The sequence below is a fragment of the Enterobacter sp. SORGH_AS_0287 genome, assembly GCF_031453695.1.
GTDB classification, from domain to species: domain Bacteria; phylum Pseudomonadota; class Gammaproteobacteria; order Enterobacterales; family Enterobacteriaceae; genus Enterobacter; species Enterobacter ludwigii.
In genome coordinates this window covers 2,044,561-2,069,938 of sequence record NZ_JAVIZW010000001.1, presented here as the reverse complement: position 1 = coordinate 2,069,938, position 25,378 = coordinate 2,044,561, and the positions used below count along the sequence as shown (strand labels likewise).

The 25,378-nt window shown below is 56.8% G+C and carries 20 protein-coding genes; 10 read left to right on the top strand and 10 right to left on the bottom strand.

Annotated features, from left to right (window positions below; translation table 11 throughout):
• Positions 1-15: 15 nt before the first annotated feature.
• Both QE396_RS09825 and QE396_RS09820 read right to left on the bottom strand, forming a co-directional pair.
• Complete coding sequence (locus tag QE396_RS09825) at positions 16-2,379, bottom strand: TIM-barrel domain-containing protein (protein ID WP_047366373.1); 2,364 nt, start codon at positions 2,377-2,379, stop codon at positions 16-18.
• A 17-nt stretch (positions 2,380-2,396) separates the two neighbouring features.
• On the bottom strand, positions 2,397-3,698 hold the full coding sequence (locus tag QE396_RS09820) for an MFS transporter (protein ID WP_020884899.1): 1,302 nt from the start codon (positions 3,696-3,698) through the stop codon (positions 2,397-2,399).
• Between the two features lie 287 nt (positions 3,699-3,985).
• Between QE396_RS09820 and QE396_RS09815 the strand changes: the two genes are divergently transcribed.
• Entirely contained in the window at positions 3,986-5,059 is a 1,074-nt protein-coding gene (locus QE396_RS09815) for a LacI family DNA-binding transcriptional regulator (RefSeq protein ID WP_047366374.1), read from the top strand.
• On the opposite strand, the gene QE396_RS09810 is transcribed toward QE396_RS09815, so the two are convergent.
• The 4 genes from QE396_RS09810 to QE396_RS09795 form a co-directional block, all read right to left on the bottom strand.
• Positions 5,056-6,312, bottom strand: a complete 1,257-nt coding sequence (locus tag QE396_RS09810; protein WP_014169275.1) for a DUF1479 domain-containing protein — start codon at positions 6,310-6,312, stop codon at positions 5,056-5,058. The two genes, QE396_RS09815 and QE396_RS09810, sit on opposite strands and share 4 nt — an antisense overlap.
• A 149-nt stretch (positions 6,313-6,461) precedes the next feature.
• Complete coding sequence (locus QE396_RS09805) at positions 6,462-7,277, bottom strand: Cof-type HAD-IIB family hydrolase (RefSeq protein WP_047366375.1); 816 nt, start codon at positions 7,275-7,277, stop codon at positions 6,462-6,464.
• Positions 7,278-7,438: 161 nt separating this feature from the next.
• Positions 7,439-9,871: a formate C-acetyltransferase/glycerol dehydratase family glycyl radical enzyme gene (locus tag QE396_RS09800; protein ID WP_047366376.1), complete on the bottom strand. Its 2,433-nt coding sequence runs from the start codon at positions 9,869-9,871 to the stop codon at positions 7,439-7,441.
• 4 nt (positions 9,872-9,875) lie between these two features.
• Entirely contained in the window at positions 9,876-10,775 is a 900-nt protein-coding gene (locus QE396_RS09795; protein ID WP_063925231.1) for a glycyl-radical enzyme activating protein, read from the bottom strand.
• Between the two features lie 128 nt (positions 10,776-10,903).
• Here QE396_RS09795 and fsa point away from each other — a divergent pair, with 128 nt between their 5' ends.
• Complete coding sequence (fsa, locus tag QE396_RS09790) at positions 10,904-11,566, top strand: fructose-6-phosphate aldolase (RefSeq protein ID WP_020884894.1); 663 nt, start codon at positions 10,904-10,906, stop codon at positions 11,564-11,566.
• Between the two features lie 40 nt (positions 11,567-11,606).
• Here the strand turns inward: fsa and moeB are convergent, their stop codons facing one another.
• Positions 11,607-12,359, bottom strand: a complete 753-nt coding sequence (gene moeB, locus QE396_RS09785; protein ID WP_232929658.1) for a molybdopterin-synthase adenylyltransferase MoeB — start codon at positions 12,357-12,359, stop codon at positions 11,607-11,609.
• A gap of 1 nt (position 12,360) precedes the next feature.
• A complete protein-coding gene (gene moeA, locus QE396_RS09780) occupies positions 12,361-13,593 on the bottom strand; it encodes a molybdopterin molybdotransferase MoeA (RefSeq protein WP_047366309.1) in 1,233 nt (410 codons plus the stop codon).
• A 188-nt stretch (positions 13,594-13,781) separates the two neighbouring features.
• Here moeA and iaaA point away from each other — a divergent pair, with 188 nt between their 5' ends.
• Genes iaaA through gsiD form a run of 5 tightly spaced genes read left to right on the top strand, consistent with a single transcriptional unit; the run spans position 13,782 to position 20,044 of the window.
• Positions 13,782-14,720 (top strand): beta-aspartyl-peptidase, encoded by a 939-nt coding sequence (iaaA, locus tag QE396_RS09775; protein WP_047355724.1) that lies wholly within the window; start codon positions 13,782-13,784, stop codon positions 14,718-14,720.
• An 11-nt stretch (positions 14,721-14,731) separates the two neighbouring features.
• Positions 14,732-16,603, top strand: coding sequence for a glutathione ABC transporter ATP-binding protein GsiA (gene gsiA, locus QE396_RS09770; RefSeq protein WP_014169283.1), 1,872 nt, complete (start codon positions 14,732-14,734; stop codon positions 16,601-16,603).
• Between the two features lie 23 nt (positions 16,604-16,626).
• The gene (gene gsiB / locus QE396_RS09765; protein ID WP_020884890.1) at positions 16,627-18,165 is read left to right on the top strand and encodes a glutathione ABC transporter substrate-binding protein GsiB; all 1,539 of its coding nucleotides are present in this window, start codon (positions 16,627-16,629) and stop codon (positions 18,163-18,165) included.
• Between the two features lie 45 nt (positions 18,166-18,210).
• On the top strand, positions 18,211-19,131 hold the full coding sequence (gene gsiC, locus QE396_RS09760) for a glutathione ABC transporter permease GsiC (RefSeq protein ID WP_020884889.1): 921 nt from the start codon (positions 18,211-18,213) through the stop codon (positions 19,129-19,131).
• Position 19,132: 1 nt separating this feature from the next.
• Positions 19,133-20,044, top strand: a complete 912-nt coding sequence (gsiD, locus tag QE396_RS09755) for a glutathione ABC transporter permease GsiD (RefSeq protein ID WP_020884888.1) — start codon at positions 19,133-19,135, stop codon at positions 20,042-20,044.
• Between the two features lie 51 nt (positions 20,045-20,095).
• Here the strand turns inward: gsiD and rimO are convergent, their stop codons facing one another.
• Positions 20,096-21,421, bottom strand: a complete 1,326-nt coding sequence (rimO, locus tag QE396_RS09750; protein WP_014169287.1) for a 30S ribosomal protein S12 methylthiotransferase RimO — start codon at positions 21,419-21,421, stop codon at positions 20,096-20,098.
• Positions 21,422-21,637: 216 nt separating this feature from the next.
• Here rimO and bssR point away from each other — a divergent pair, with 216 nt between their 5' ends.
• Both bssR and QE396_RS09740 read left to right on the top strand, forming a co-directional pair.
• Positions 21,638-22,021, top strand: a complete 384-nt coding sequence (gene bssR / locus QE396_RS09745; RefSeq protein ID WP_020884887.1) for a biofilm formation regulator BssR — start codon at positions 21,638-21,640, stop codon at positions 22,019-22,021.
• 106 nt (positions 22,022-22,127) lie between these two features.
• Positions 22,128-23,252, top strand: a complete 1,125-nt coding sequence (locus tag QE396_RS09740; protein ID WP_047366308.1) for a PQQ-dependent sugar dehydrogenase — start codon at positions 22,128-22,130, stop codon at positions 23,250-23,252.
• On the opposite strand, the gene QE396_RS09735 is transcribed toward QE396_RS09740, so the two are convergent.
• Complete coding sequence (locus tag QE396_RS09735) at positions 23,253-23,879, bottom strand: glutathione S-transferase family protein (protein WP_032681369.1); 627 nt, start codon at positions 23,877-23,879, stop codon at positions 23,253-23,255.
• 256 nt (positions 23,880-24,135) lie between these two features.
• Here QE396_RS09735 and dacC point away from each other — a divergent pair, with 256 nt between their 5' ends.
• The gene (gene dacC / locus QE396_RS09730; RefSeq protein WP_020884884.1) at positions 24,136-25,341 is read left to right on the top strand and encodes a serine-type D-Ala-D-Ala carboxypeptidase; all 1,206 of its coding nucleotides are present in this window, start codon (positions 24,136-24,138) and stop codon (positions 25,339-25,341) included.
• Positions 25,342-25,378: the final 37 nt, after the last annotated feature.

Genomic DNA, 25,378 nt, shown 5'->3' with positions numbered 1-25,378 from the left:
GGGCATCAGGCCGTACTAGACCACCCATTCATTCCCTTCAATACCATTCACCAGCAGCGTGCGTTTTTCCCCGGCCGGTAACGATATCTTCAGCGCTTTCCACGCCGGACGATAATCTCCCCGCGCACTGACCTTCAGGTTGATGGTGGCACCGTCGCATGCCATGTCCCATTCCACCCACAGCGCATTGCCGTTCTGATAGCCCCAGCTTTCACCATCGTCTTCAAACAGCAGGCCCGCGGTTGAACCGACGCCTTTCACCGGGAACAGTTTCAGCTCACGGGTATTGTCTTTTTCCGCGCTGACATGCGTAATGCGTTCGCTGAGCGGCAGACCCGCACCGGCACGTACCAGCAGCGGCAATTTCTCCAGCGGCGCATCACGTACGATCCACTGCCCGCTAGCGAACCACTCGTGGGTGTAAAAATCGTACCAGCCCGTTTCGTTATCCGGCAGCCAGACGCGGCGCTCGCGCTGCCCGGCCTCTACCACGCTTGCCACCAGCAGGTCGCGACCCAGCAGGAAATCATCGTTCTCCTCAAACGTCTGCGCATCGTGTTCGTGGTCGAGGAAGGTCGGGCGTAGCATCGGTTCGTCGTCGGCATGCGCCTGCCAGAGCAGGGTATAAAGGTACGGCAGCAGACGATAGCGTAATTCAATGGCACCACGAATAGCCGGCGTCACGCCCGGATACATCCACGGCTCGTTAACGGTGTGGTCATCATTCCATGAGTGAATGGTAAAGCGCGGATGCATCACGCCGTTTTGCACCCAGCGTACGAACAGTTCCGCGTCGGGTTTGTCGCCGGAGAAACCACCGACATCATGACCCACATTAAACAGCCCGGACAGGCTCATTCCCAGACCCATGCGGGTGTTATAGCGCAGGGTGTCCCAGCTGGTACGGTTATCGCCGCTCCAGGTCTGGACGTAACGCTGCATGCCCGCGCAGCCGGAGCGGGAAATGAGATACGGACGTTTTTCCGGGGCAAAACGCTGCTGCGCTTCCAGCGAGGCACGCATCATCAGCAGCGGCATCACCGGGCGAATGTGCTTGATCGCGATTTCCTTGCCAAAGCCGTGGCAGCGGGCTTCGCCATCCCACACTTCATATTCGTTGTTGTCGTTCCAGGTGGAGTCGATCCCCATCTCAAGCAGCTGCGTGGTTACCCCTTCCTGCCACCATTTCACCGTCTGTGGGTTGGTAAAATCAAGGTGAGAACCTTCGTCATCCCAGAAGCTAGAGCGTTCTGGCGCGTCGGTTTCTGAATCGCGGATGAACAACCCGTTTTCCGCAACTTCGTTATAGCGCGGGTGATCCTGCAGCAGGCATGGCTTGATGTTGGCCGCCAGCTTTAACCCCGCGTCGTGGAAAGCCTGGGTCATCACCTTCGGCTGCGGCACCTTGTCGTGGTTCCAGTTAAAGACGTAGCGCTTGCCGTTGATCGAGGTATAGCCCGAAGAGAGCTGGAACGAGTCGCAGGGAATAGCATGTTCTTCGCACAGACGAATAAAGTTCATCAGCTGGTTCTGCGCATCCGGCGCGTCGGTGTAATGCATGGTCGAACCGCTGTAACCCAGGCTCCATTTCGGCCCGAAGAGCGTTTTCCCGGTCAGACGCACGAAGGCTTTGGTCACGTCCAGCGCCCGTTTGCCCGTGAACAGGTAGTAATCGATGTCGCCCGCTTCCGCCTGCCAGCGACGATAGGCGGTGTGATAGTTGTCAATCTCGTTGCCCAGATCCAGCCAGCAGCTGCTCAGGTTGTCGTAGAAGAGCCCGTAGCTCACGTCATCGCGACGGGTGAGGGTGAACGGAATATGTTTGTACAGAGGATCGGTGCTGGCCGCGTTGTACCCCATTGCATCGAGGTTGCGCATCTCGTAGCGTTTACCGTTACGCTGCAGATCGCCGGCTTTCTCACCCAGACCGTAGAAGCGTTCATCCTTGCGGCGGCTCAGGTAGTGCGCTGCACCGTCGCCATGGGCATTCAGCAGATAGGCACTGGTTGGACGGTCGTTGACCAGCGGCTGCCACTCACCCGCCTCATTGCGGTAGTGCCACTCCAGCCACAGCGGCTGATGCACGGTCACACGCAGCTGTTCGGTAGCAACCGTCAGCACATCGTCCTGTTGCGTTAGCGTCCAGGCGGGGCAGGTGAAACCACTCAGGTCGTCGCGGCGGCGACCTTCCCACGGCACATCTTGTTGCGGGGCGATGCTCCAGGTGCGATCCAGCGTCAGCTCACCTTTGCGTTTAATCAGCACGCGGAACAGATTTTCTTCCAGCACATACAGGCACAGACGGTGCTGGTTATCGACCAGCAGTTCCAGATGATTTGCCGACTGCTTATCAACGGTCCAGTTTTTCAGGGTTTTCATATGCAATACATCCACTATCAGGCGCGCTTGGCGCGACGTTCAGCAATAAATGCCACCAGGAAAACAGCGCCAATCAGGTCAAAGAACCCCATGGCAATAAAGAGCGGGTTAAAGCCGATTTTGTCGGCGGTCACCCCAATTAACAGGGAGAACAGGAAGCTGGCGATCCAGGCCGCCGAGCCGCGCATGCCGTTAACGGTCGCCATCTGACCTTTATCAAATGACTCCACGACCAGGGCGCTGAGCATGCAGGAGATGATCTGATGCCCGAAACCGCCGATGGAGATCAGCACGATGGTGATATACGGGTCGCGGGTAATGGCCACGACCGCCAGGGAGATCATCAGGAATGCGCCGGTGACGGAGCTGGCCACCACCGAGTTCACACGGCTGCAGCCGAACAGTCGGGCATACAGACGGGTGAGGTAGCCGCTTGCCACGCTGCCGAGGTCCGCGGCAAGGAACGGCAGCCAGGCAAACATCGCAATCTGCTTCAAATCCATGCCGTGCTCTTTGGCGAGATACAGCGGAACCCAGAAGCTCAGCACGGCCCAGGCCGGTTCGGCCATAAACGCCGGAAGGGCGATACCGTAGAAGCGCTTATTTTTGGAGACATTTTTCAGCGCGGTGAGGAAGGGCAGTTTTACCGCAGGCGGTTCGTTATCCTGCTTGATAAACGCCAGCTCGTCCTTGCTCAGGTTCGGATGCTGTTCCGGGTTGTGGTAAAAAGCCCACCAGAGGATCACCCATAGCAGTGCCAGCACGCCGGTAAACATAAACGCGCCCTGCCAGCCAAACGAGGCGTGCGCGAAATAGATAATGGGCGGTGCCAGCATCGCGCCAATGGAGAACCCTACGCCCGCCCAACCGGCCGCGACAGGACGTTCCGATTTCGGAAACCATTCGCCAATGGTTTTCGCATTCGCCGGCGTGGCGGCCGCTTCAGAAGCACCCATAAAGAAGCGCAAGATAGCCAGGTGCAGCCAGCTGCCCGCCCCGGCGTGGAAAATACACATCAGCGCCCAGATCCCGGCGCAAACCATAAAGCCAATTTTCAGACCAATCACGTCGATCAACCAGCCGCACAGAGGCTGGAAAATGGTGTAGGCAATCTGAAATGCCCCGACGATCCAGGAGTATTGCTCGGTGGTGATCCCAAGGCTCTCTTTCAACTCAGGGGCGAGAATACCCAGCGAGTTTCGGGTGATGTAGTTAACGGTGACGCCCAGTAAGAACAGCACCAGCACATACCAGCGCAGGTTCTTAATGACGCGACGGGTTTTGCTTGTCGCAACGGTGTTATTGATGTCCTGACTCATTTTACTCTCCACAAGACGGACGGTAAGGGGACGGAGGTTCAGGTGTCACACAGATTTTTATGACTTTGATTACTATCCGTTTTAATTTAGAAGTTGCTATACAACTAGTATGGAAGTGGTGTGACAAATTCACCTTAAGGGAGAAAATGAGCGGGCAATAGTGGATTTTGTGCAAAATTTCTCATCAATGACATAAATCATCTGGCATGATGCTTTTTATGCCCGTTACTGCCTGATGAGTACGCTATGAAAATTTTTTCATTTCGCAAATGGAGCCAGATCACAAAATGGACAAAAGGCTAAAAATCACCGAAATTGCCGCCCGCACGCAGCTCTCCATCAGCACCGTGTCGCGGGTGCTGGCAGGAAAAGCGAACACCAGTGAAAAAGCGCGCGCCAGGGTACTGGCCTGTGCGCGGGAGCTGGGAGTGATGGACGGTCTGGCGGCGGGGCGTCTGCTGCTCAACAGCCTGGTGGTTTTTGCGCCACAGCGCGCCTTTGACGAGCGGTCCGACATCTTTTACTACCGCGTGATCCAGAGCGTGAGTAAAGGCCTTGCTTCCCACGATGTCCGTCTGCGTTATTGCGCGCTGGAAGAGAATGACAGCGACGCACAGCTTTTTCTGGCACGGATGAACGAGCCGGAGACACAGGCCGCTATTCTTCTCGGTATCGACGATCCGCATATCCACGATCTGGCGGTGGATGTGGGTAAACCCTGCATGCTGATTAACTGCCGCGACCGGCATATGCGCCTGCCTGCAGTGGCACCGGACCACCGCGCGATAGGTGAGCGGGCCGCGGACTATCTGTTTGAAATGGGACACCGTGAGGTGATGAATGTCCTCTGCCTGCGGCGTTACACCATGGAACTGCGTCTGGCCGGGATCCGCGATGCGTGGCAATCTCACAACCTGAAATTCAACGATAAACGCGATCTGCTGGTGGCTCCGAGCTTCAGCGCGCGTGAAACGGAAGAGCTGGTCACCTCCTGGCTCCGTCAAATGCAGGGTAAGGATCTGCCCACCGCATTTTTGGTCGGCGGCGATTTTATGGCGGCGGGCACCATCAGTGCGCTGCAAAAACAGGGCTTGCGCGTGCCGCAGGATATCTCGGTGATGAGCATTGACGGGTTTAATCTGGCGGCCATTCAGGATGTTCCGCTCACGGCGGTGCACGTACCGCGCGATGAACTGGGAACCGAAGCGGTGCATATGCTTCAGCAACGGCTGATGCGCCCGGATGCGCCGGTGGGAACATTATTGCTTAACGGCACGCTGGCCGTGCGGGGATCTGTCCGGCGGATACGTCAGGGGAAACGACGTACCGCCGTGGAGCGGGAAGGGTTATACGACAGTTAAGCCATGCCCAGTGCACGCTTGCCGTGAATATTCAGATCGTTCACGGTAAAGCGGTCCTGCCAGTTTTTTTCATAATCTTCGCGCGGGAAATCGCCCGGCGATGCACCGGTTTCCAGCGCTGCTTTCACTTTTTTCGCATAGGCGAGGTTTTTCTCGCACATCGGGGCGGCAGGGATATACATTACGTTGCCCCAGCCTTGCTGATTTTCCACCGGTGCAACGGAGTGGATGACGTCACAGTGCCACCACACGGAATCGCCTGCTTCCAGTGCAGGAATGCTGCTCAGCGCTTCGATTAACAGCGGATGCCATTTCTCGGAGACCGGCAGGACACGTCCCGGCGCGACGCCGCAGAGTTCATCTTCCGGGACATCATCCAGCAGCGGACGCAGCAGAATGTAGGCCATCGCTTCCGGAATCGGCACCACATGCAGCAACCCCTGACCCGGGATCATGTCTGACAGCGCCGTCCAGCCCTGGAAGGTGCGGAATACAGAACATTTTGTGGTGTTATCCACGGTGTACTCTTCCACTTCGGTACGGTGTGCGGCGTTCCACGGATCGTATTTATCCACGTTGCCGTCAAAAACGCGGGCAAAGACCTGCTGATAGGCTGGCAGCAGCCAGCGCTCCAGCGCGCCGGAATCGGTATGCGCGCCCAGCCCTTTAGAGGTGGTACCCGGTGGGCGACGACGAATACGGTCCGGATAAATGACGCTGACGTCCGGATCGAACCACTGTTTGCCATTACTCTCGAATGTCCATAAACGGTTCAGGAACGACTGTACCTGCGCCATCTCTTCACTCTGGCGGGCCTGCATTTGCGCCTGCGACCAGTAGATAGGGTAAATTTCCGGACGTGAGGCGGTTAAGGTACCAAAGAAGTTATCGCCCGGACCTTTATAGACCTCATCAAACCGGTTGAGATCGAGGTAGTCGAGCATCGATTGATCCCACGCCAGCGCCTGCTCGCGAGGGAAGTGACCTTTAATCACCGCGCAGCCACGGCGTTTGACCGCGTCACGCTGTGCCTGGGTGATTGTCCCGTTTTTCACATCCGCAAACGGGATAACCGGCCAGACGGTTTCACCTTTGTTCTTCAGGGCATTAATTTCCGCCACGCGGGTCGCGATTTTATCGCTGAGCGTGTCGAATACCGCCTGAACGTCTCCGATCTGCGCACGTAGTTCACGCTTCAACTGACGAATCGCTGCTTTATGGTCCGCAGGCAAACTTTCACTGGTAAACGTCATAACTGCCTCACATCTTTCATTCGAAAGTAAAAATATCTACAAGTGATACTTTAAGTTAAAAATTAGTTAATGCAAGTTTAAATATTTGACGTGTGCCACTGGATGGAAAAAGAGTGAGGTGCCGGAGCAGTGCTCCGGCAAGAGAGAGATTACGCGTCGAACGGGGTGTGGTCGTCAAGCACGGCCTGAATCACATTCAGTGCGCCCTGGTGGTTATTGTCATCCGTGCTGTAGCGGCAGATCGTTTTAATGCTCTGCGCCGCGTTGCCCATGGCAAAATTGTATTTCACCAGCTTCAGCATTTCCGCATCGTTGCCGCTGTCCCCGATTGCCACGCACGCCTGCGGCGAGATTTTCCAGCGCTTCAGCAGACGGCTAATACCGTTGGCTTTGTGCAGGCCCGGGATAATCAAATCGACAAACCCAAAACCGCTGGTGACGGGTTTCATAATCCCGTCGAGGGAGACGTGCAGTTTGTCGACAAGATTCGGGATATCGCTGTCCGGCAAATTCAGGGAGAATTTGAACAGCACGTCGTCAATTTCGCGGTAATCACGGATGCGTTTTAAGCGGTGGTAGTGCTTTGACATGAGCGCCACAAACGCGTCCGGCGCCCGATCGCTGACGTAGGCGCTCTCCAGCCCACAGGCCACAAAGTTGAGCGCGTTGTCTTTCAGCAACTCGCCAATGACAATTTGCGACTCATGGCGGGTCAGTTCACCGTGAAAAATCTGCTCACCGTGATCGAACACCAGCGCGCCATTTTCCGCCACGAAGGAGATCCGATCTTTCAGTTCCGGGAAGAAGGAGATGAGCTGGTAATACTGGTTGCCGCTGGCGACAACAAATTCAATATCACGGGCTTTAAGCTGCTCAAACTGTGCCTGAAAGCGGTCGCGGTCGTACTGCTTGGCATCATCAAGGAAAGTTCCGTCCATATCGGTGACGATAACTTTTACGGTCATACTGTGCTCCTGAGTCACTGCGTTTGAAACATTCTAATAACAAGGTGACGGAGAGCACAAATTTAATTTCATTCGAAAGTCAAAGCAAAGCGGCAACCGAAATTGCCGCTTAAAGACAGGTTCCCTCTCCTTGATGGGAGAGGGCATAAGTTTGAAGAGAGTTAAAGCGTGTGCTCGGTACGCGCAATAATATCGTCCTGCGCATCCGGCGACAGGGCGGTAAAGAACGCGGAGTACCCTGCGACGCGCACCACCAGGTCACGATACTGGTCCGGGTGTTTCTTCGCTTCCAGCAGCGTTTCACGCGAAACGATGTTGTACTGAATATGCCAGCCCTTGTGCACTTCAAAGAAGGTACGCAGAAGCACCATCAGTTTCTGACGGTCACTGTCATTTTCCAGCGTCGACGGATTGAGCTTCTGGTTTAACAGTACCCCGCCGAGGATCGCTTCGGTTGGCAGTTTGCCGACAGAGCCAATTACCGCCGTCGGGCCGAGGTGGTCAGTACCGGAGGCCGGGCTGGCTCCTTCTGCCAGCGGAGTATGCGCCTTACGTCCATCCGGGGTTGCCATCGTTGCCGCGCCAAACGGCACGTTCGCGGAGATAGATGACGTGCCGGCATAGTAGTTACCGCCAATCGGACCACGGCCATAGCGCGGGTTATGGTACTGCTTCAGCTCGGCGATATAGGTTTCGTAGGCACGGGTCAGCAGCATATCCACGCTGTCGTCATCGTTACCGTATTTTGGCGCGCCGTTGATCAGCCGCTGACGCAGCTGCTCGTGGGTCAGCCCGTCGAAATCATCGGCCAGAGCGGCGGCCAGCTGTTGCTGACCTATCGTACCCTGTTCGAAGACCAGTTTTTTCACCGCGGCCAGGCTGTTGCCCAGGTTAGCAATACCCACCTGCAGGCCTGACACCCAGTCATACTTCGCGCCGCCTTGTTTGATGCTTTTCGCGCGTTCTATACAGTCATCCACCAGCGCTGAGCAGAGAATATCGGGGACGTTCTCTTCCAGCATCGTGTCCACCACATACTCAATCTCGATAGATTTGCGGGTGTAGTAGCGGATCTGGGTATCCCACGCCGCCATCACCTCTTCGAAGTTATCGAAGTTACCGGCAGAGAGTGCTTTCTCCTGTGGCAGGAATACCTTACCGCTGGTGGCATCGCGGCCGCCTTCCAGCGCTGCCAGCATCACGCGGGCGAAGTTGATAAAGCTCATGCCGGTGCAGCGATAACCCCATTTGCCACCCACTGCGGTTTCGATGCAGCCAATCGCGGCATAGTCATAGGCATCCTCTTTTTCGACGCCGAGCTTGATAAATTCCGGAATGACAATCTCATCGTTGTTGAACGCAGGCATACCAAAGCCGCAGCGGATCACCTGCACGCAGGCATCGAGGAAGTCATTGCTCATGCCCGCATGATAACGCACGCTCAGGTTTGGCTGCGTGGAGCGCAGGCGACCACAGGATTCCATAATCGCGTAGCTGAGCGGGTTGACCGCGTCCATAGGCTCACCGTTGATCAGCGTCTGTCCACCAATGGTGACGTTCTGATACAGCGGGCTACCCGCTGAAGCTTTGGAGTGCGAACCGGAGCGGATTTTGTTCACTTCCAGCAGCTTCAGCCAGCAGCTGTGCAGAAGCTCGATGGCATGTTCGCGGTCGAGGCTCTGGTTCAGCTCCACATCGCGGCGGTAGTACGGATAGAGGTACTGGTCCATGCGGGCAAACGAGACGGAGTGGCCGTTGGACTCAATCTGCAGAATAAGCTGGATGAAGTAGCACAGCTGCAGCGCCTGCCAGAAGGTTGTTGGCGGCTGATGGGCGATTACATCACAGTTTTCTGCCATCGCCAGCAGCTCGTCGCGACGGCTTACACGGGATTCGGTTGCCGCCATTTCACGCGCCAGCGCGGCGAAACGTTCGATGTGCAGGCTGACCGCTTCCAGCACAATATCGATCGCTTTCAGGAATTGTTCCCCGTGAAGGTCGTCGAGCACCGTCAGGTTGATACGCGAACGACGCTCGGCCACTTTGTCGCGCAGACCATCGAGACCTTTTTCCAGCAGCAGCGGGAAGTTAACCGCCAGGTGTGCGTCGCCGGAGGTCATGTTACCTTCCGCTTTGATAATGCCGGTTTCCAGCAGCCCTTTTTGCTCGTCGGTGAACATGCCGTAGCAGCGATCCTGCACCGTCTGGCCGCGCCACCATGGGCAGATCTCATGCAATACGCGCTTGTTTTCTTCGCTCACCGCAAAGCCTGCGCCCGGACGGTCCGCCAGATCGTCAATCTCTTTTTCAATCCACGAGACGGTGTATTCCGGGAAAATTGGCGCGGCGCGGACTTCACTGGCCTGGTTACCGATGATCAGCTCATCGTGTTTTATCCAGATGGTGCGCTGCGCGAGGTGATGCGCCAGCGCCAGCGCGCGACGCACCGGGATCGGCTTGTCCATATGCTGTTGGTACATCTCGGTGTAATGCAGGGCGCGCTCGGTACAGACCGGCGGCTTCACGATATGCACGAGGGCCGTTTTGTGTGCTTTTATGCGCTCGCTAAGGGTGCTGAGATTCAGGGTCGTCATAAGTTTATCCTCGTAAGGTCGCGGTTAACCCTTTCTGGCAGGCGTACTGCTGTGCGAAGTCCAGAAGCGCAGGATCATCCAGCGGTTTATCAGGGGCAGAGTAGGGTTGGCCGAGCAGGGTATATTTGTTCATGCCCAGCGTGTGGTACGGCAGAAAATGGATCTCGCGGACGTTGAGTTCGTCTGCGGCAAAATTGGTGATGGCGGTAATCGACGCTTCATCGGCGTTGAAGCCCTGAATCAGCGGTACGCGGAGGGTGACCTGTTTACCGGCGGCGGCCAGGCGTTTCAGGTTATCAAGGATCCGTTTGGCGGAACCGTCGGTCCACTGTTTGAACGTCCTGCCATCAACGTGTTTCAGGTCCGCCAGGAACAGATCGACATACGGTAATGACGGTGCAATATAATGCCATGGCACGTGGAGACAGGTTTCCACGGCGGTATGTATGCCTTGCTCATGGCTGGCTTTAAACAGGGCATGAGCCAGATCGGGATTCATAAACGGTTCACCGCCGGACAGGGTTATCCCGCCGCCGCTGCGGTCATAGAAGGGCTTGTCGCGCAGTACGGTGGACATAATCTCTTCAACCTGCTTTTCTTCACCACAGACGGTGAGCGCCTGCGTCGGGCAGCAGTCGGTGAGGGCGTCGAGAGTCTCTTCGTTAAGCTTTTCACGGTGGATAACCAGCCCATTCAGCGCACGATCGATAATGCCCGGCGCCGCTTTCTGGCACAGGTCGCAGCCTTCCAGACACAGCCGCGCGTCAAAGAGCACATCCCGGTGGCGGGAGCGGCTTTCCGGATTCTGGCACCAGCGACAGCCCAGCGAGCAGCCTTTCAGGAACACCACGGTACGAATACCGGGGCCATCGTGGGTAGAGTAACGCTGAATATTGAAGATCATGTTTTCGCCTCTTATCTTGCATATGAAGATTAAATTACTTTCGAATGAAAGTTATCTTGATGCAGGTCAACTCCTGAGCAGGTTTTGTCGTGATAGGGTAAGTGCAGGCTAAATTTGAGGGTTACATCATGGAACTTTATCTCGATACTTCCGACGTCGCGGCAGTGAAACGGCTGGCGCGTATCTTCCCGCTGGCGGGCGTGACCACGAACCCCAGTATCGTGGCGGCAGGGAAAACGCCGCTCGAGGCGCTGCTACCGGCGCTGCAGGATGCGCTCGGCGGGAAAGGTCGCCTGTTCGCTCAGGTCATGGCGACCACCGCTGAAGGGATGGTGGAAGAGGCGCGTAAACTGCGCACCATTATCAACGATCTGGTGGTTAAGGTGCCGGTAACGGCGGAAGGTCTGGCGGCGATAAAAATGCTGAAAGCGGAAGGGATCCCGACGCTGGGTACGGCGGTGTACGGTGCAGCACAAGGGATGCTGTCCGCGCTGGCGGGCGCTGAGTATGTTGCCCCTTACGTTAACCGCGTGGACGCGCAGGGCGGGGACGGGATCCAGACGGTGGTTGAACTGCAGCAGCTTCTGACGCTGCATGCCCCGCAGTCAAAAGTGCTGGCCGCGAGCTTCAAAACGCCGCGTCAGGCACTGGACTGCCTGCTGGCAGGTTGTGAATCCATCACCCTGCCGCTGGATGTTGCTCAGCAGTTTATTACTTCGCCTGCGGTGGATGCGGCAATAGTGAAGTTTGAGCAGGACTGGCAAGGGGCGTTTGGCAGAACGACGCTCTGATACGGTTGCCGGGTTATGCTAACGCTTGCCCGGCTACCATTTAGCGTCCGCATACCTCACAGCCGGGGTTGCGCATCAGTTTCATCTCGCGGAACTGGCAGGTCATCGCGTCATACATCACGATTTTCCCCGCGGCAGGCGTCCCATAATGCGCCAGCACTTTGATCGCTTCCATAGCCTGCAACGAACCTATAACGCCGACTAACGGAGCCATGACGCCCGCCTCCACGCAGGTGAGGGCGTTCTCGCCAAACAGACGGCTCAGGCAGCGATAGCACGGTTCGCCCCCGGCGTAGGTAAAGACGCTGATTTGGCCTTCCATGCGAATGGCGGCACCGGAGACCAGCGGCGTTTTGTGGGCAAAACATTCTGCATTCAACTGATTGCGAATGGTGACGTTATCGGTGCAGTCCAGCACCAGATCGTGTCGTGCTATCTGTGCCGACAGCGCCTCATCATCCAGCAGGGCGTCAATCAGGGTGAACTTCACGTGAGGATTGATGCGCGCCAGCGCCGCATGGGCCGATTCCACTTTTGGCTGGCCGAGGGTCGCGTCGCTGTGCAGCGTCTGGCGCTGAAGGTTCGACACCGACACGGTATCGAAATCCAGCAGCGTCATATTGCCCACCCCCGCCGCGGCCAGGTACTGGGCCGCAGCGCAGCCCAGCCCCCCCAGCCCCACGACCAGCACCCGTGCTGCCTTAAGCGCTTCCTGGCCGTCGAAATCAAAACCGCGCAGAACAATCTGGCGGTTATAGCGCATCATCTCCTGGTCGCTGAGTTCAGCCGTCATGTTAGCCTCCGAAGAGGTGGTTAAAGCTTTCCACCTCAACCCATTCACCCGGCTCCACGCTGCCGCGTTCACGCTCGAGAACGATAAAACAGTTGCCCTGGCTGAACGAGCTGAAAATGTGCGAGCCCTGGTGTCCGGTGGTGCTCACTTCCAGCTCGCCTTCAGCGTTGCGCGTCAGAATACCGCGCTGGAAATCAAGACGGCCCGGTGATTTCTTCAGGCGCGTCGCCGCACGTACGCGCTGGCGCACCGGTAGCGGGTGGGCCTGGTTACCAGACAGTTTTGCCAGCAGCGGAATGACCAGCTGGTAGAAGGTCAGGGCGGCGGAAACCGGGTTACCCGGCAGGCCGCAGAACCAGCTGTGTTTCAGCTGACCAAACGCGAACGGTTTGCCCGGCTTGATGGCCAGTTTCCAGAAGCCGATCTCCCCCAGCTCTTCAAGAATGGTTTTGGTGTAATCCGCTTCACCTACGGAAACGCCGCCGGAGCTAATTACCACGTCCGCAGACTGGTCCGCTTCAATAAACGCGGCGCGCAGTTTCTCCGGATCATCCGCAATGATGCCAAGGTTAATGACCTCACACCCCAGCTGTTCAAGCATCAGGTGTACCGCGAGGCGGTTAGTGTCGTAAATCTGGCCGTCCTGCAGTGGCTGGCCCGGAAGCTGGAGTTCATCGCCGGTGGAAAAGACCGCCACGCGTACCTTACGGATAACGTCAATTTCTGCGATGCCGAGCGAGGCCAGCACCGGCAGTTCGCCCACCGTCAGTTTCTGCCCGGCGGCAAATACCGTTGCGCCACGCGTGATGTCTTCACCGGTACGACGGATATTCTGTCCCGCTTTAACACTCGCGGTGAAGCGGATGCCCGCTTCCGTTTGTTCGGTCTCTTCCTGCATCACCACCGCTTCGCAGCCTGGCGGTACGGGGGCACCGGTCATGATGCGTATGCAGCTACCCGCAGGCCACTCACCGTTAAACGGCTGACCGGCAAATGCTTTACCCGCCACGGGCAGCGCCGTATCCGTCCGGATATCCGCCAGGCGCACCGCGTAGCCGTCCATTGCGGAGTTATCGAACCCAGGCACGTTAAGCGGAGAGACGATATCGCGCGCGGCAATACGACCAAAACAGCGCACTAATGGCAGCGTCTCGTGGTCGTGCAGGGGGGAAATTCGGTCAAGCATCTGCGTGAGTGCCGCCTCAAGCGGCATCAGTCCGGCGGTAAAATCCATGGTGGGCTCCTGCGGAGTAACGACGAAAGCGTCCATTATGGCAGAAAAGTGCCACTAACTGTATGACCCGATGGGTGTACGCTTTACATCACAGTTGCGTCTTTCTATATTCAAAAATCATCTGAAGTTTCAGCGACGATAATGATATTTATAGAAAAAGCCGCAAATCAGGCTAACGGGTGATGGGAATGGTTAATGCGGTAATCGCAATTCATGGTGGCGCCGGGGCAATCACCCGTGCCCTGCTCAGTCCCGAGCAGGAAAAACGTTATATTGATGCGCTGTATGCCATTGTGGAAACGGGCCAGCGGATGCTGGAGGCGGGCGAGAGCGCGCTGGATGTGGTTACCGAAGCGGTACGTCTGCTGGAAGAGTGCCCGTTGTTTAACGCGGGCATTGGTTCGGTCTTTACCCGCGATGAAACGCACGAGCTGGATGCCTGCGTCATGGACGGTGTCACCCTTAAAGCGGGCGCCGTCGCGGGGGTGAGCCATCTGCGTAATCCGGTGCTGGCCGCGCGTCTGGTGATGGAGGCGAGCCCGCATGTTCTTCTGACCGGGGCCGGGGCGGAGACGTTTGCCGCGGAACATGGCATGACGCCAGTTTCTCCCGATCTGTTTTCAACGCCGGAGCGTTATCAACAGCTGCTTGAGGCGCGCTCTGCAAACGTGGCGCAGCTTGACCATACCGCGCCGCTCGATGAGCGCAGCAAAATGGGCACGGTAGGGGCGGTGGCTCTTGATAAAGCCGGGAATCTGGCTGCGGCCACGTCGACCGGCGGTATGACCAACAAACTGCCGGGCCGGGTAGGTGACACTCCATTACCGGGGGCAGGGTGCTATGCCAATAACGCCACGGCGGCAGTGTCATGCACCGGAACCGGTGAAGTGTTTATTCGCGCCCTCGCGGCGTACGACATCACCGCGCTGATGGATTACGGCGGGTTAAGCCTGGCCGAAGCCTGTGAACGCGTGGTGATGGAGAAACTGCCCGCACTGGGGGGTATCGGTGGGTTAATTGCGGTGGATCGTGAGGGCAACGTGGCATTGCCGTTTAACAGCGAAGGTATGTACCGCGCGTGGGGTTATGCCGGTGATGAACCCAGTACGGGGATCTATCGTGAATAAGGGGGCAAAGCGTGCCGCACAGTGAAGAGCTGGACAACCGTGAAGTGCTGGCTGTCCATCAACTGAATATTGCGTTTCAGGAGGAGCGGCAGTTCATCCCCGCAGTACAGAATTTATCGTTCTCGCTCAACCGCGGCGAAACGCTGGCGATTGTGGGCGAGTCCGGTTCAGGGAAATCGGTCACCGCACTGGCGCTGATGCGTCTGCTGGAACAGACCGGCGGACAGGTCAGCTGCGAAAAAATGCTGCTGCGCCGGCGTAACCACCAGGTCATTGATTTAAATGAGCTGAGCGCCTCGCAGATGCAGAGCGTGCGCGGGGCCGATATTGCGATGATCTTCCAGGAGCCGATGACCTCGCTGAACCCGGTCTTTCCGGTCGGGGAACAGATTGCCGAGTCCATCCGCCTGCATCAGGGGTTGAGCGGTGATGAGGCGCTTCGTGAAGCGAAACGCATGCTCGACCTGGTACGCATACCGGAAGCGCAGGCCATTCTGGGGCGCTACCCGCATCAGCTTTCTGGCGGTATGCGTCAGCGCGTCATGATTGCGATGGCGCTCTCCTGCCGTCCCGCGGTGCTGATTGCCGACGAACCCACGACGGCACTGGATGTGACTATTCAGGCGCAAATTCTGCAGCTTATCAAAGTGCTGCAGCAGGAGATGGAGATGGGGGTGATTTTCATCACCCACGATATGGGCGTGGTCGCCGATATTGCCGATCGCGTGCTGGTCATGCACAAGGGCAACGCCGTGGAAACCGGCACGGTTGAGCAAATTTTCCATGCGCCGGTTCATCCTTACACCAAAGCGCTGCTGGCGGCGGTTCCGCGGTTGGGGGCGATGAATGGCAGTGATTTACCGCGCCGGTTCCCGTTGATTTCTCTCGAAGCGGCAGGCCAGCAGGAAGATGAAATCGAGCAGGATACCGTGGTACCCGGCAAGCCGATTCTGGAAGTGCGCGATCTGGTGACCCGTTTTCCCCTGCGCAGCGGAATGTTTAACCGCGTGAAGCGCGAGGTGCATGCGGTCGAAAACGTCAGTTTTGATTTATGGCCAGGCGAAACGCTGGCGCTGGTGGGAGAGTCAGGCTGCGGCAAATCCACCACCGGGCGGGCGCTGCTCAGGCTGGTAGAATCCCAGGAGGGCAGCATAACCTTTAACGGGGAACGCATTGATACCCTTCCGGACAGCAAACTGCAGGCGGTAAGGCGAGATATCCAGTTTATTTTCCAGGATCCGTATGCCTCCCTCGACCCGCGCCACACGGTGGGGTATTCACTTATGGAGCCGCTGCGGGTGCATAACCTGCTCGACGGTGAAGCCGCGCAGCGTCGGGTGGCCTGGCTGCTTGAGCGCGTGGGGCTGAAGCCGGAACATGCCTGGCGTTATCCGCACGAGTTTTCGGGCGGTCAGCGGCAGCGTATTTGCATTGCCCGCGCGCTGGCGCTTAACCCGAAAGTGGTGATTGCAGATGAATCCGTCTCGGCGCTGGATGTCTCTATCCGGGCGCAAATCATTAATTTACTGCTCGACCTGCAGCGGGATATGGGGATTGCCTTCCTCTTTATCTCACACGACATGGCGGTGGTTGAGCGTATCAGCCACCGTGTCGCGGTGATGTTTATGGGACAAATTGTGGAGATAGGACCGCGCAGGGCGGTATTTGAAAATCCACAGCACCCTTACACACGCAAGCTTATCGCCGCAGTGCCGGTTGCCGACCCTGAGCATCGCCACGGCCAGCGTGTGCTGTTGCAGGACGAAATGCCGAGCAATATTCGTAAACGGGGCGAGGCGGTGGAGCGCGTGGCGCTGCGCGAGGTTGGCCCGGGGCATTTTGTGGCCCCTCCACGTCAGGACAATGCATTCTCGCGGTTATAACTTAAAACAGGCAGGAGAACACAATGGTTAAATTTGTAGCGCGCAGATGGTTACTCGCCGCGAGCGTGACGGCAGCCCTGGCCGCCGCGCCGGCGTTCGCTGCCAAGGATGTGGTGGTCGCCGTCGGTTCCAATTTCACCACGCTGGATCCGTATGATGCCAACGACACGCTCTCCCAGGCGGTGGCGAAATCGTTCTATCAGGGGCTGTTTGGCCTGGATAGCGAGATGAAACTTAAAAATGTGCTGGCGGAAGGGTATACCGTTTCCAGCGACGGGCTGGTGTATACCATTAAGCTCAGAACCGGCGTGAAGTTCCAGGACGGTACAGATTTCAACGCGGAGGCGGTGAAGATAAACCTCGATCGCGCCAGCAACCCGGAAAATAGCCTCAAGCGCTACAACCTGTATAAAAACATCGCCAGCACCGAGGTGGTCGACCCGACGACGGTGAAGATCACCCTGAAAGAGCCGTTCTCGGCGTTTATCAATATTCTGGCGCACCCTGCCACGGCGATGATTTCGCCTGCCGCGCTGAAAAAATATGGCAAAGAGATCGGGTTCCATCCGGTGGGGACCGGCCCCTACGAGCTGCTCACCTGGAACCAGACCGACTTTGTGAAGGTTAAGAAGTTTGCGGGTTACTGGCAGCCGGGTCTGCCGAAGCTGGACACCATTACCTGGCGTCCGGTGGTGGACAACAACACCCGCGCGGCGATGCTGCAGACCGGCGAGGCGCAGTTCGCGTTCCCGATCCCCTATGAGCAAGCCGCCATTCTGCAGAAAAACAGCAAGCTGGAGCTGGTCGCCAGCCCGTCCATTATGCAGCGCTATATCAGCATGAACGTGACGCAAAAGCCGTTTGATAACCCAAAAGTGCGTGAGGCCATCAACTACGCCATTAACCGCCAGGCGCTGGTAAAAGTCGCCTTTGCTGGCTATGCCACGCCGGCTACCGGCGTGCTGCCTCCGGCGATCGCCTATTCGCAAAACTATCAACCGTGGCCTTACGATCCGGCCAAAGCGCGTGAGCTGTTAAAAGAGGCGGGCTTCCCGAACGGCTTTAGCACCACGCTCTGGTCGTCGCATAATCACAGTACCGCTCAGAAGGTGCTGCAATTTACCCAGCAGCAGCTGGCTCAGGTAGGTATCAAGGCGCAGGTCACCGCGATGGATGCCGGTCAGCGTGCGGCTGAAGTGGAAGGGAAAGGGCAGAAAGAGAGCGGCGTACGGATGTTCTACACCGGCTGGTCGGCCTCTACCGGTGAAGCGGACTGGGCGCTGTCGCCGCTGTTTGCCTCACAGAACTGGCCGCCGACCCTGTTCAACACGGCCTTCTACAGCAACCCGAAGGTGGATAAAGACCTGGCGGATGCCCTGAAAACGACCAAACCGGAAGAGAAAGCGCGCCTGTATAAAGAGGCGCAGGATATCATCTGGAAAGAGTCGCCGTGGGTACCGCTGGTGGTGGAAAAACTGGTTTCCGCGCATAACAAAGCGCTGACCGGGTTCTACATCATGCCGGATACGGGCTTTAGCTTTGATGAAGCAGATTTAAAATAATACTCATGCCCGCAGGCCACTGCCTGTGGGATGAGAGGGAAAGGCATGCTGAATTATGTTTGTAAACGCCTGTTGGGGCTTATCCCGACGCTGCTGATTGTGGCGGTGCTGGTGTTTTTGTTTGTTCATATGCTGCCGGGCGATCCGGCACGTCTGGTTGCAGGGTCAGATGCGGATGCAACGGTTATCGCGCTGGTGCGAAAACAACTGGGCCTCGACCAGCCTTTGTATATGCAGTTTCTCCACTATATTGGCAACGTTCTGCAGGGTGACTTTGGCACTTCTATGGTGTCACGTCGTCCGGTGTCTGAAGAGATTGCCAGCCGCTTTATGCCCACGTTCTGGTTAACCATTGCCAGCATGAGCTGGGCGGTGCTGTTTGGTCTTGGCGCAGGAATTGTCGCTGCCGTCTGGCGCAACCGCTGGCCGGATAAGCTGGGTATGGCTCTGGCCGTCACGGGCATTTCCTTCCCGGCATTTGCACTGGGGATGCTGCTGATGCAGATATTCTCCGTGGAGCTGGGCTGGCTGCCGACGGTCGGGGCCGACACCTGGAAGCACTACATTCTGCCCTCAATGACGCTGGGCGCGGCTGTTGCTGCCGTGATGGCCCGCTTTACCCGCGCCTCGTTCGTTGACGTGCTGAGCGAAGATTATATTCGCACCGCCCGGGCGAAAGGGGTCAGCGAGAAATGGGTCATCCTCAAACACGGCTTTCGTAACGCGATGATCCCGGTGGTGACGATGATGGGGCTCCAGTTTGGTTTTCTGCTGGGCGGCTCGATTGTGGTGGAGAAGGTCTTTAACTGGCCGGGGCTGGGACGTCTTTTGGTGGATTCAGTCGAAATGCGTGATTACCCGGTTATTCAGGCCGAAGTCCTGCTTTTCTCACTGGAATTTATTCTTATCAACTTAGTGGTGGATGTGCTCTACGCCGCCATTAACCCGGCCATCAGGTATAAGTAAAATGCGATTGTTGAACTGGCGTCGTCAGGCCATGTTAAACGCTATGCCGGGGCTAAAGCCGGACCATATCCGCACGCCCTGGTCTGAATTCTGGCGGCGTTTTCGCCGTCAGCCGGTCGCCATGACGGCGGGGCTGTTTGTCCTGCTGCTGATTGTGGTGGCGGTCATTGCGCCGTGGGTCGCACCGTTTGATGCGGAAAACTATTTTGATTACGACCGTCTCAATGATGGACCGTCGATGCTGCACTGGTTCGGCGTGGACTCGCTTGGGCGCGACATCTTCAGCCGCGTGCTGGTGGGGGCGCAGATCTCTCTCGCCGCCGGGGTTTTTGCGGTACTGATTGGCGCGGCAATCGGCACCGTGCTGGGTCTGGTAGCCGGATATTACGAAGGCTGGTGGGACCGCATTATCATGCGTATCTGCGACGTGTTGTTTGCCTTCCCGGGCATTCTGCTGGCGATTGCGGTAGTGGCGATAATGGGCAGCGGTATGGCTAACGTCATTATTGCGGTTGCGGTCTTCTCAATACCGGCGTTTGCGCGTCTGGTGCGAGGCAACACGCTGGTGCTCAAACAGCAAACCTTTATTGAGTCTGCGCGCAGCATGGGGGCCAGCGATGCCACTATCCTGTTCAGCCATATTCTGCCGGGGACGGTGTCGTCTATCGTGGTCTATTTTACCATGCGTATCGGCGTGTCGATTATCTCGGCGGCCAGCCTGTCGTTTCTGGGGCTGGGTGCGCAACCGCCTACACCGGAGTGGGGCGCGATGCTGAATGAAGCAAGAGCGGACATGGTCATTGCACCGCACGTGGCCATCTTCCCGAGCCTGGCCATTTTCCTGACCGTGCTGGCGTTTAACCTGCTGGGTGATGGGTTACGCGACGCGCTGGATCCGAGGATTAAGGGGTAGGATGGAAACCCTCTCCCGGCGGGAGAGGGTGAAGGGAAGGGTAAAACGCCGTTAAACCCGGCTTCCCCACAAATCATACTCGTCGGCGTTTTCAACTTTCACGCGGACAATATCGCCCGGCTTAACGCTGGTTTCGCCGTTCAGGTAGACTGCGCCGTCGATTTCAGGGGCGTCCGCCATGCTGCGGCCAATTGCGCCTTCTTCGTCCACTTCATCGATGATGACCAGAATTTCGCGGCCCACTTTTTCCTGCAGACGTTCAGCAGAGATCTGCTGTTGCAGCTGCATGAAGCGGTTCCAGCGCTCTTCTTTCACCTCTTCCGGAACCTGATCCGCCAGTTCGTTGGCGGTCGCGCCTTCGACCGGGCTGTATTTGAAGCAGCCTACGCGGTCCAGACGTGCTTCTTTCAGGAAGTCGAGCAGCATCTGGAAATCTTCTTCGGTTTCGCCCGGGAAGCCCACGATGAAGGTGGAACGCAGGGTCAGGTCCGGGCAGATTTCACGCCACTGTTTGATGCGTGCCAGCTGGCGATCGACGGAGCCAGGACGCTTCATCAGCTTCAGAATACGCGGGCTGGCGTGCTGCAGCGGGATATCCAGATACGGAAGAATTTTCCCTTCTGCCATCAGCGGGATGACATCGTCAACGTGCGGATACGGATAGACGTAATGCAGACGTGTCCAGATACCCAGTTTGGCAAGCTGTTCACACAGGCCGACCATGCTGGTTTTCACCGGCTCGCCGTTGTGGAAACCAGAGCGATGCTTCACGTCGACGCCATAGGCCGAGGTATCCTGGGAAATGACCAGCAGCTCTTTAACGCCTGCGTCTGCCAGACGTTTGGCTTCTGCCAGCACTTCACCAATCGGACGGCTGACCAAATCGCCACGCATGGACGGGATAATGCAGAAGGTGCAACGATGGTTGCAGCCTTCGGAAATTTTCAGGTACGCATAGTGACGCGGGGTCAGCTTCACGCCCTGTTCTGGCACCAGGCTCAGGAACGGATTGTGCTTAGGTTTAGGGACATAGTGATGAACATGCTCCAGTACCTGCTCGTAGCTGTGCGGGCCGGTGATCTCCAGCACTTTCGGGTGCACTTCGCGGATCTGGTCCACTTTCGCGCCCAGACAGCCGGTCACAATCACTTTGCCGTTTTCCGTCAGGGCTTCACCGATGGCTTCCAGTGACTCCTGAACCGCGCTGTCGATAAACCCGCAGGTGTTAACGATCACCATGTCGGCGTTGTCGTAGCTTGGCACCACGTCATAGCCCTCGGTGCGCAATTCGGTCAGGATGCGTTCAGAATCCACCAGGTTTTTTGGGCAGCCCAGGGAGACGAAGCCGATTTTAGGCTGGTGCGTAACATTGCTCATAGGTTAAAAATTCATCAATTATGGAGTTATCAGGGCGGGATTTTACAGCGTTCCGCGGGGGATTTATACACTCTTTGCGAGGCGGATGACCGGCAAGAAGGTTGTAACATTGTAAATAATGTTAATCAGTTAAGAATTATTGATCTCAGGCATTAAACTGTACAAAAAATAACCTTATTCTGAATGTGCACAATGGCTGACAGAGGAGGAAAGAGCATGTCCGTTGACAGACTGAAACGCGATCTGCTTAACAAGCTGATCAATGCCCGAATCGACCTTGCCGCGTACCTGCAGTTGAGGAAGGCAAAAGGGTATATGTCAGTCAGCGAAAGCGAACATCTGCGTGATAATCTCTTTGAACTTTGCAACTTCATGCGTGAAAAAGCACCCGTCCTGAAAGCGGAATACGCCGAAAGCGAACTCGTTGCGCTGCGCCGCGCCGCCGAGGTGCTCTCCATTGCAGGGGTATGTTTGATGAACGGACGCCACGACTGCCCGAATTTTATCGCTGTTAACGCGGAGAAGCTTGAAAACTGCCTGACCACGCTCTCTCTATGCATCATGTGTCTGAACAAGCACGAGACGCTTGAACAACACTGACACCGGGGGAGGCAACTCCCCCTTCTGATTAAGCTTTTGTAAAAGTGATAACGTGCCCGGACCCAGTGGCTAACCTTTATGCCATAAACCGATAAAGGAGCGCGTTATGCATCGATCTTCGCTGATTTTCCTGCCTGCGTTATTTTTCCCGTTTTCTCTCCTCGCCGCCCCTGACGCTGACGCGGTAAAAGTCGACGTTGTGCAAAACCGGCTCGATCATCCCTGGTCGATGGCGTTCCTGCCGGACAATAAAGGGCTGCTGGTGACCCTTAAGGGAGGCCAGTTAAAGCACTGGCAGGCCGGAAAAGGGCTTTCCGACCCGATCGTCGGCGTACCCAAGGTCTGGGCAAACGGCCAGGGCGGGTTGCTGGACGTGGCACTCGCCCCGGATTTTGAAAAATCGCGCCGCGTCTGGCTGAGCTATGCCGAGGCGGGGAATGACGGCAAAGCGGGAACGGCGGTTGGCTATGGCCGCTTAAGCGATGATCTCTCCCGAATTGAAGGTTTCCAGGTGGTCTTCCGTCAGATGCCGAAACTGTCCACCGGTAACCATTTCGGTGGCCGACTGGTCTTCGACGGCAAAGGCCATCTGTTTATTGGTCTGGGTGAGAACAACCAGCGTCCGACGGCGCAGGATCTGGATAAACTGCAGGGCAAAGTTGTGCGCCTGACGGAGGACGGCAAAGTGCCTGCCGATAATCCGTTTGTGAACACTCCCGGCGCACGGCCTGAAATCTGGTCTTACGGCATTCGTAACCCGCAGGGGATGGCGATGAACCCCTGGAGCGACACGCTATGGCTTAACGAGCACGGCCCGCGCGGCGGGGATGAAATCAATATCCCGGAGAAAGGCAAAAACTACGGCTGGCCGCTGGCGACGCACGGTATCAACTACAGCGGCCTGAAGATCCCGGAAGCCCAGGGCGAGCACGTCGAGGGAACGGAAAAGCCGCTGTTTGTCTGGAAAGTGTCCCCCGCCGTGAGCGGGATGGCGTTTTACAACAGTGACGTATTCCCGCAGTGGAAAAACACGCTGTTCGTCGGGGCGCTAAAGGAGAAAGACGTTATCGTGCTGAACGTGGAGGGCAACACGGTTACCGAGAAGGGGCGAATTTTAGGTGACAGAGACCAGCGCATTCGCGATGTGCGGGTGGGGCCGGATGGGTATCTGTATGTCCTGACCGATGAGACGGACGGGCAACTGTTGAAAGTCAGCCCGTCCGGATCGTAATCAGGTCACCGGGATCATCACCACGTGACGGTATGCCGGGCGCTCGCTCAGTTGCTTCAGCCAGCGCTCAAGGTGCGGGCGCGGCGTCCAGGTAACGTCAATATTAGTCAGGTTCCAGATGAAGGGCGCAACGGCAATATCGCCTACGCCGAAGCGTTCGCCTGAGAACCACGGATGCTTCGCCAGTTCGTCGTCCATCATCGCAAACAGGTTTTCACAGGTGTCCTGGGCTGCATGAATGGCAGGATAGTCGCGGTCAGCTTCGGGGGTTCTGACAAGCCCCATCAGGATCACACGGTGTGCGGGGGAGAGCGTCTGGTTTGCCCAGTCCATCCACTTTTCACCCTGAGCGCGTTGGGCCGGACTGTCCACCCACAGGCGGCTCTGACCATACTGTGCCGCGAGGTAACGCACGATGGTGTTGGACTCCCACAGCGTCACGTCGGTCTCTTCGTCGCGCAGCAAGGGCACCAGACCGTTTGGGTTCATGGCCAGATAGTCGGCATCTTTATTTACCCCAAACTGCAACCCTGCCATCACCTGCTTAAACGGTAAATCCAGCTCCTCCAGCGTCCAGAGGACTTTCTTAACGTTGGTTGAATTGTTCCTGCCCCACAGCGTAATCATAGAAACTCCCGAAATAGTCAAACAACCTGAGATGTGAATCAACGCCAGCGATTTGCCATGGTGAGATAAACCTAACAATTACGCAACAGAAGACAAAAAAATCGCCTGAATCAAAGCGTATCTGAATGTTATTGCATAAACTTTAATAACTTTACCTTGGTTAGGTTTCTTTAACCGTTTTAGTGCGCTATTACTCATCGCTTCTTGCGACACGGTGATGTGACGTAATTTTTGAATGGACACTCGGGTGGCATTTATGACGCGAAAAATGACTTCTCTGCGCAGCCTGGCGGCAGGCTCTGCGCTCCTTTTCCTGTTTGTACCAACTCTCTACGCAGCGGAACAGGCTGCGCCCGAAGCGCCGCCTGTGGATGCGCGCGCCTGGATCCTGATGGATTATTCCAGTGGTAAAGTGCTGGCGGAAGGCAATGCGGATGAGAAACTTGACCCGGCAAGCCTGACGAAAATCATGACCAGCTATGTGGTGGGTCAGGCGCTGAAAGCGGGCAAAATCAAGCTTGACGATATGGTCACCATTGGGAAGGACGCCTGGGCGACCGGCAACCCGGCGCTGCGTGGGTCATCGGTGATGTTCCTCAAACCCGGCGATCAGGTGTCAGTGTCTGATTTGAATAAAGGGGTCATTATCCAGTCCGGTAACGATGCCTGTATTGCGCTTGCCGATTACGTTGCGGGCAGCCAGGACTCCTTTATTGGCCTGATGAACGGCTACGCGCAAAAACTGGGCCTGACCAATACCACCTTTAAAACCGTGCACGGCCTTGATGCGCCGGGTCAGTTCAGTACCGCGCGCGACATGGCGCTGTTAGGCAAAGCGTTGATCCACGACGTGCCGGATGAGTATGCCATCCACAAAGAGAAAGAGTTTACCTTCAACAAAATCCGCCAGCCGAACCGTAACCGTCTGCTGTGGAGCAGTAACGTCAACGTCGACGGTATGAAGACCGGCACCACGGCCGGCGCGGGTTATAACCTGGTCGCTTCCGCAACTCAGGGCGATATGCGCCTGATCTCGGTCGTGCTGGGCACCAAAACCGACCGTATTCGTTTTAATGAATCAGAAAAATTGCTGACCTGGGGTTTCCGCTTCTATGAAACCGTCACGCCCATTAAACCGGATGCCACGTTCATCAGCCAGCGCGTCTGGTTTGGTGACAAGAGTGAAGTGAACCTGGGGGCGGGTGAAGGCGGGTCGGTGACCATTCCCCGTGGTCAGCTGAAAAACCTGAAAGCCAGCTACACCCTGACCGACAGCCAGCTCACCGCGCCGCTGAAAAAAGGCCAGGTGGTCGGGACGATTGATTTCCAGCTTAATGGCAAATCGATTGAACAGCGTCCGCTGATTGTGATGGAAGCGGTAGAAGAGGGCGGTTTCTTTAGCCGGATGTGGGACTTCGTCATGATGAAATTCCACGGATGGTTTGGCAGCTGGTTCAGTTAAGCCTCCATTGTCGGGTGGCATCGCGCCACCCGGCATG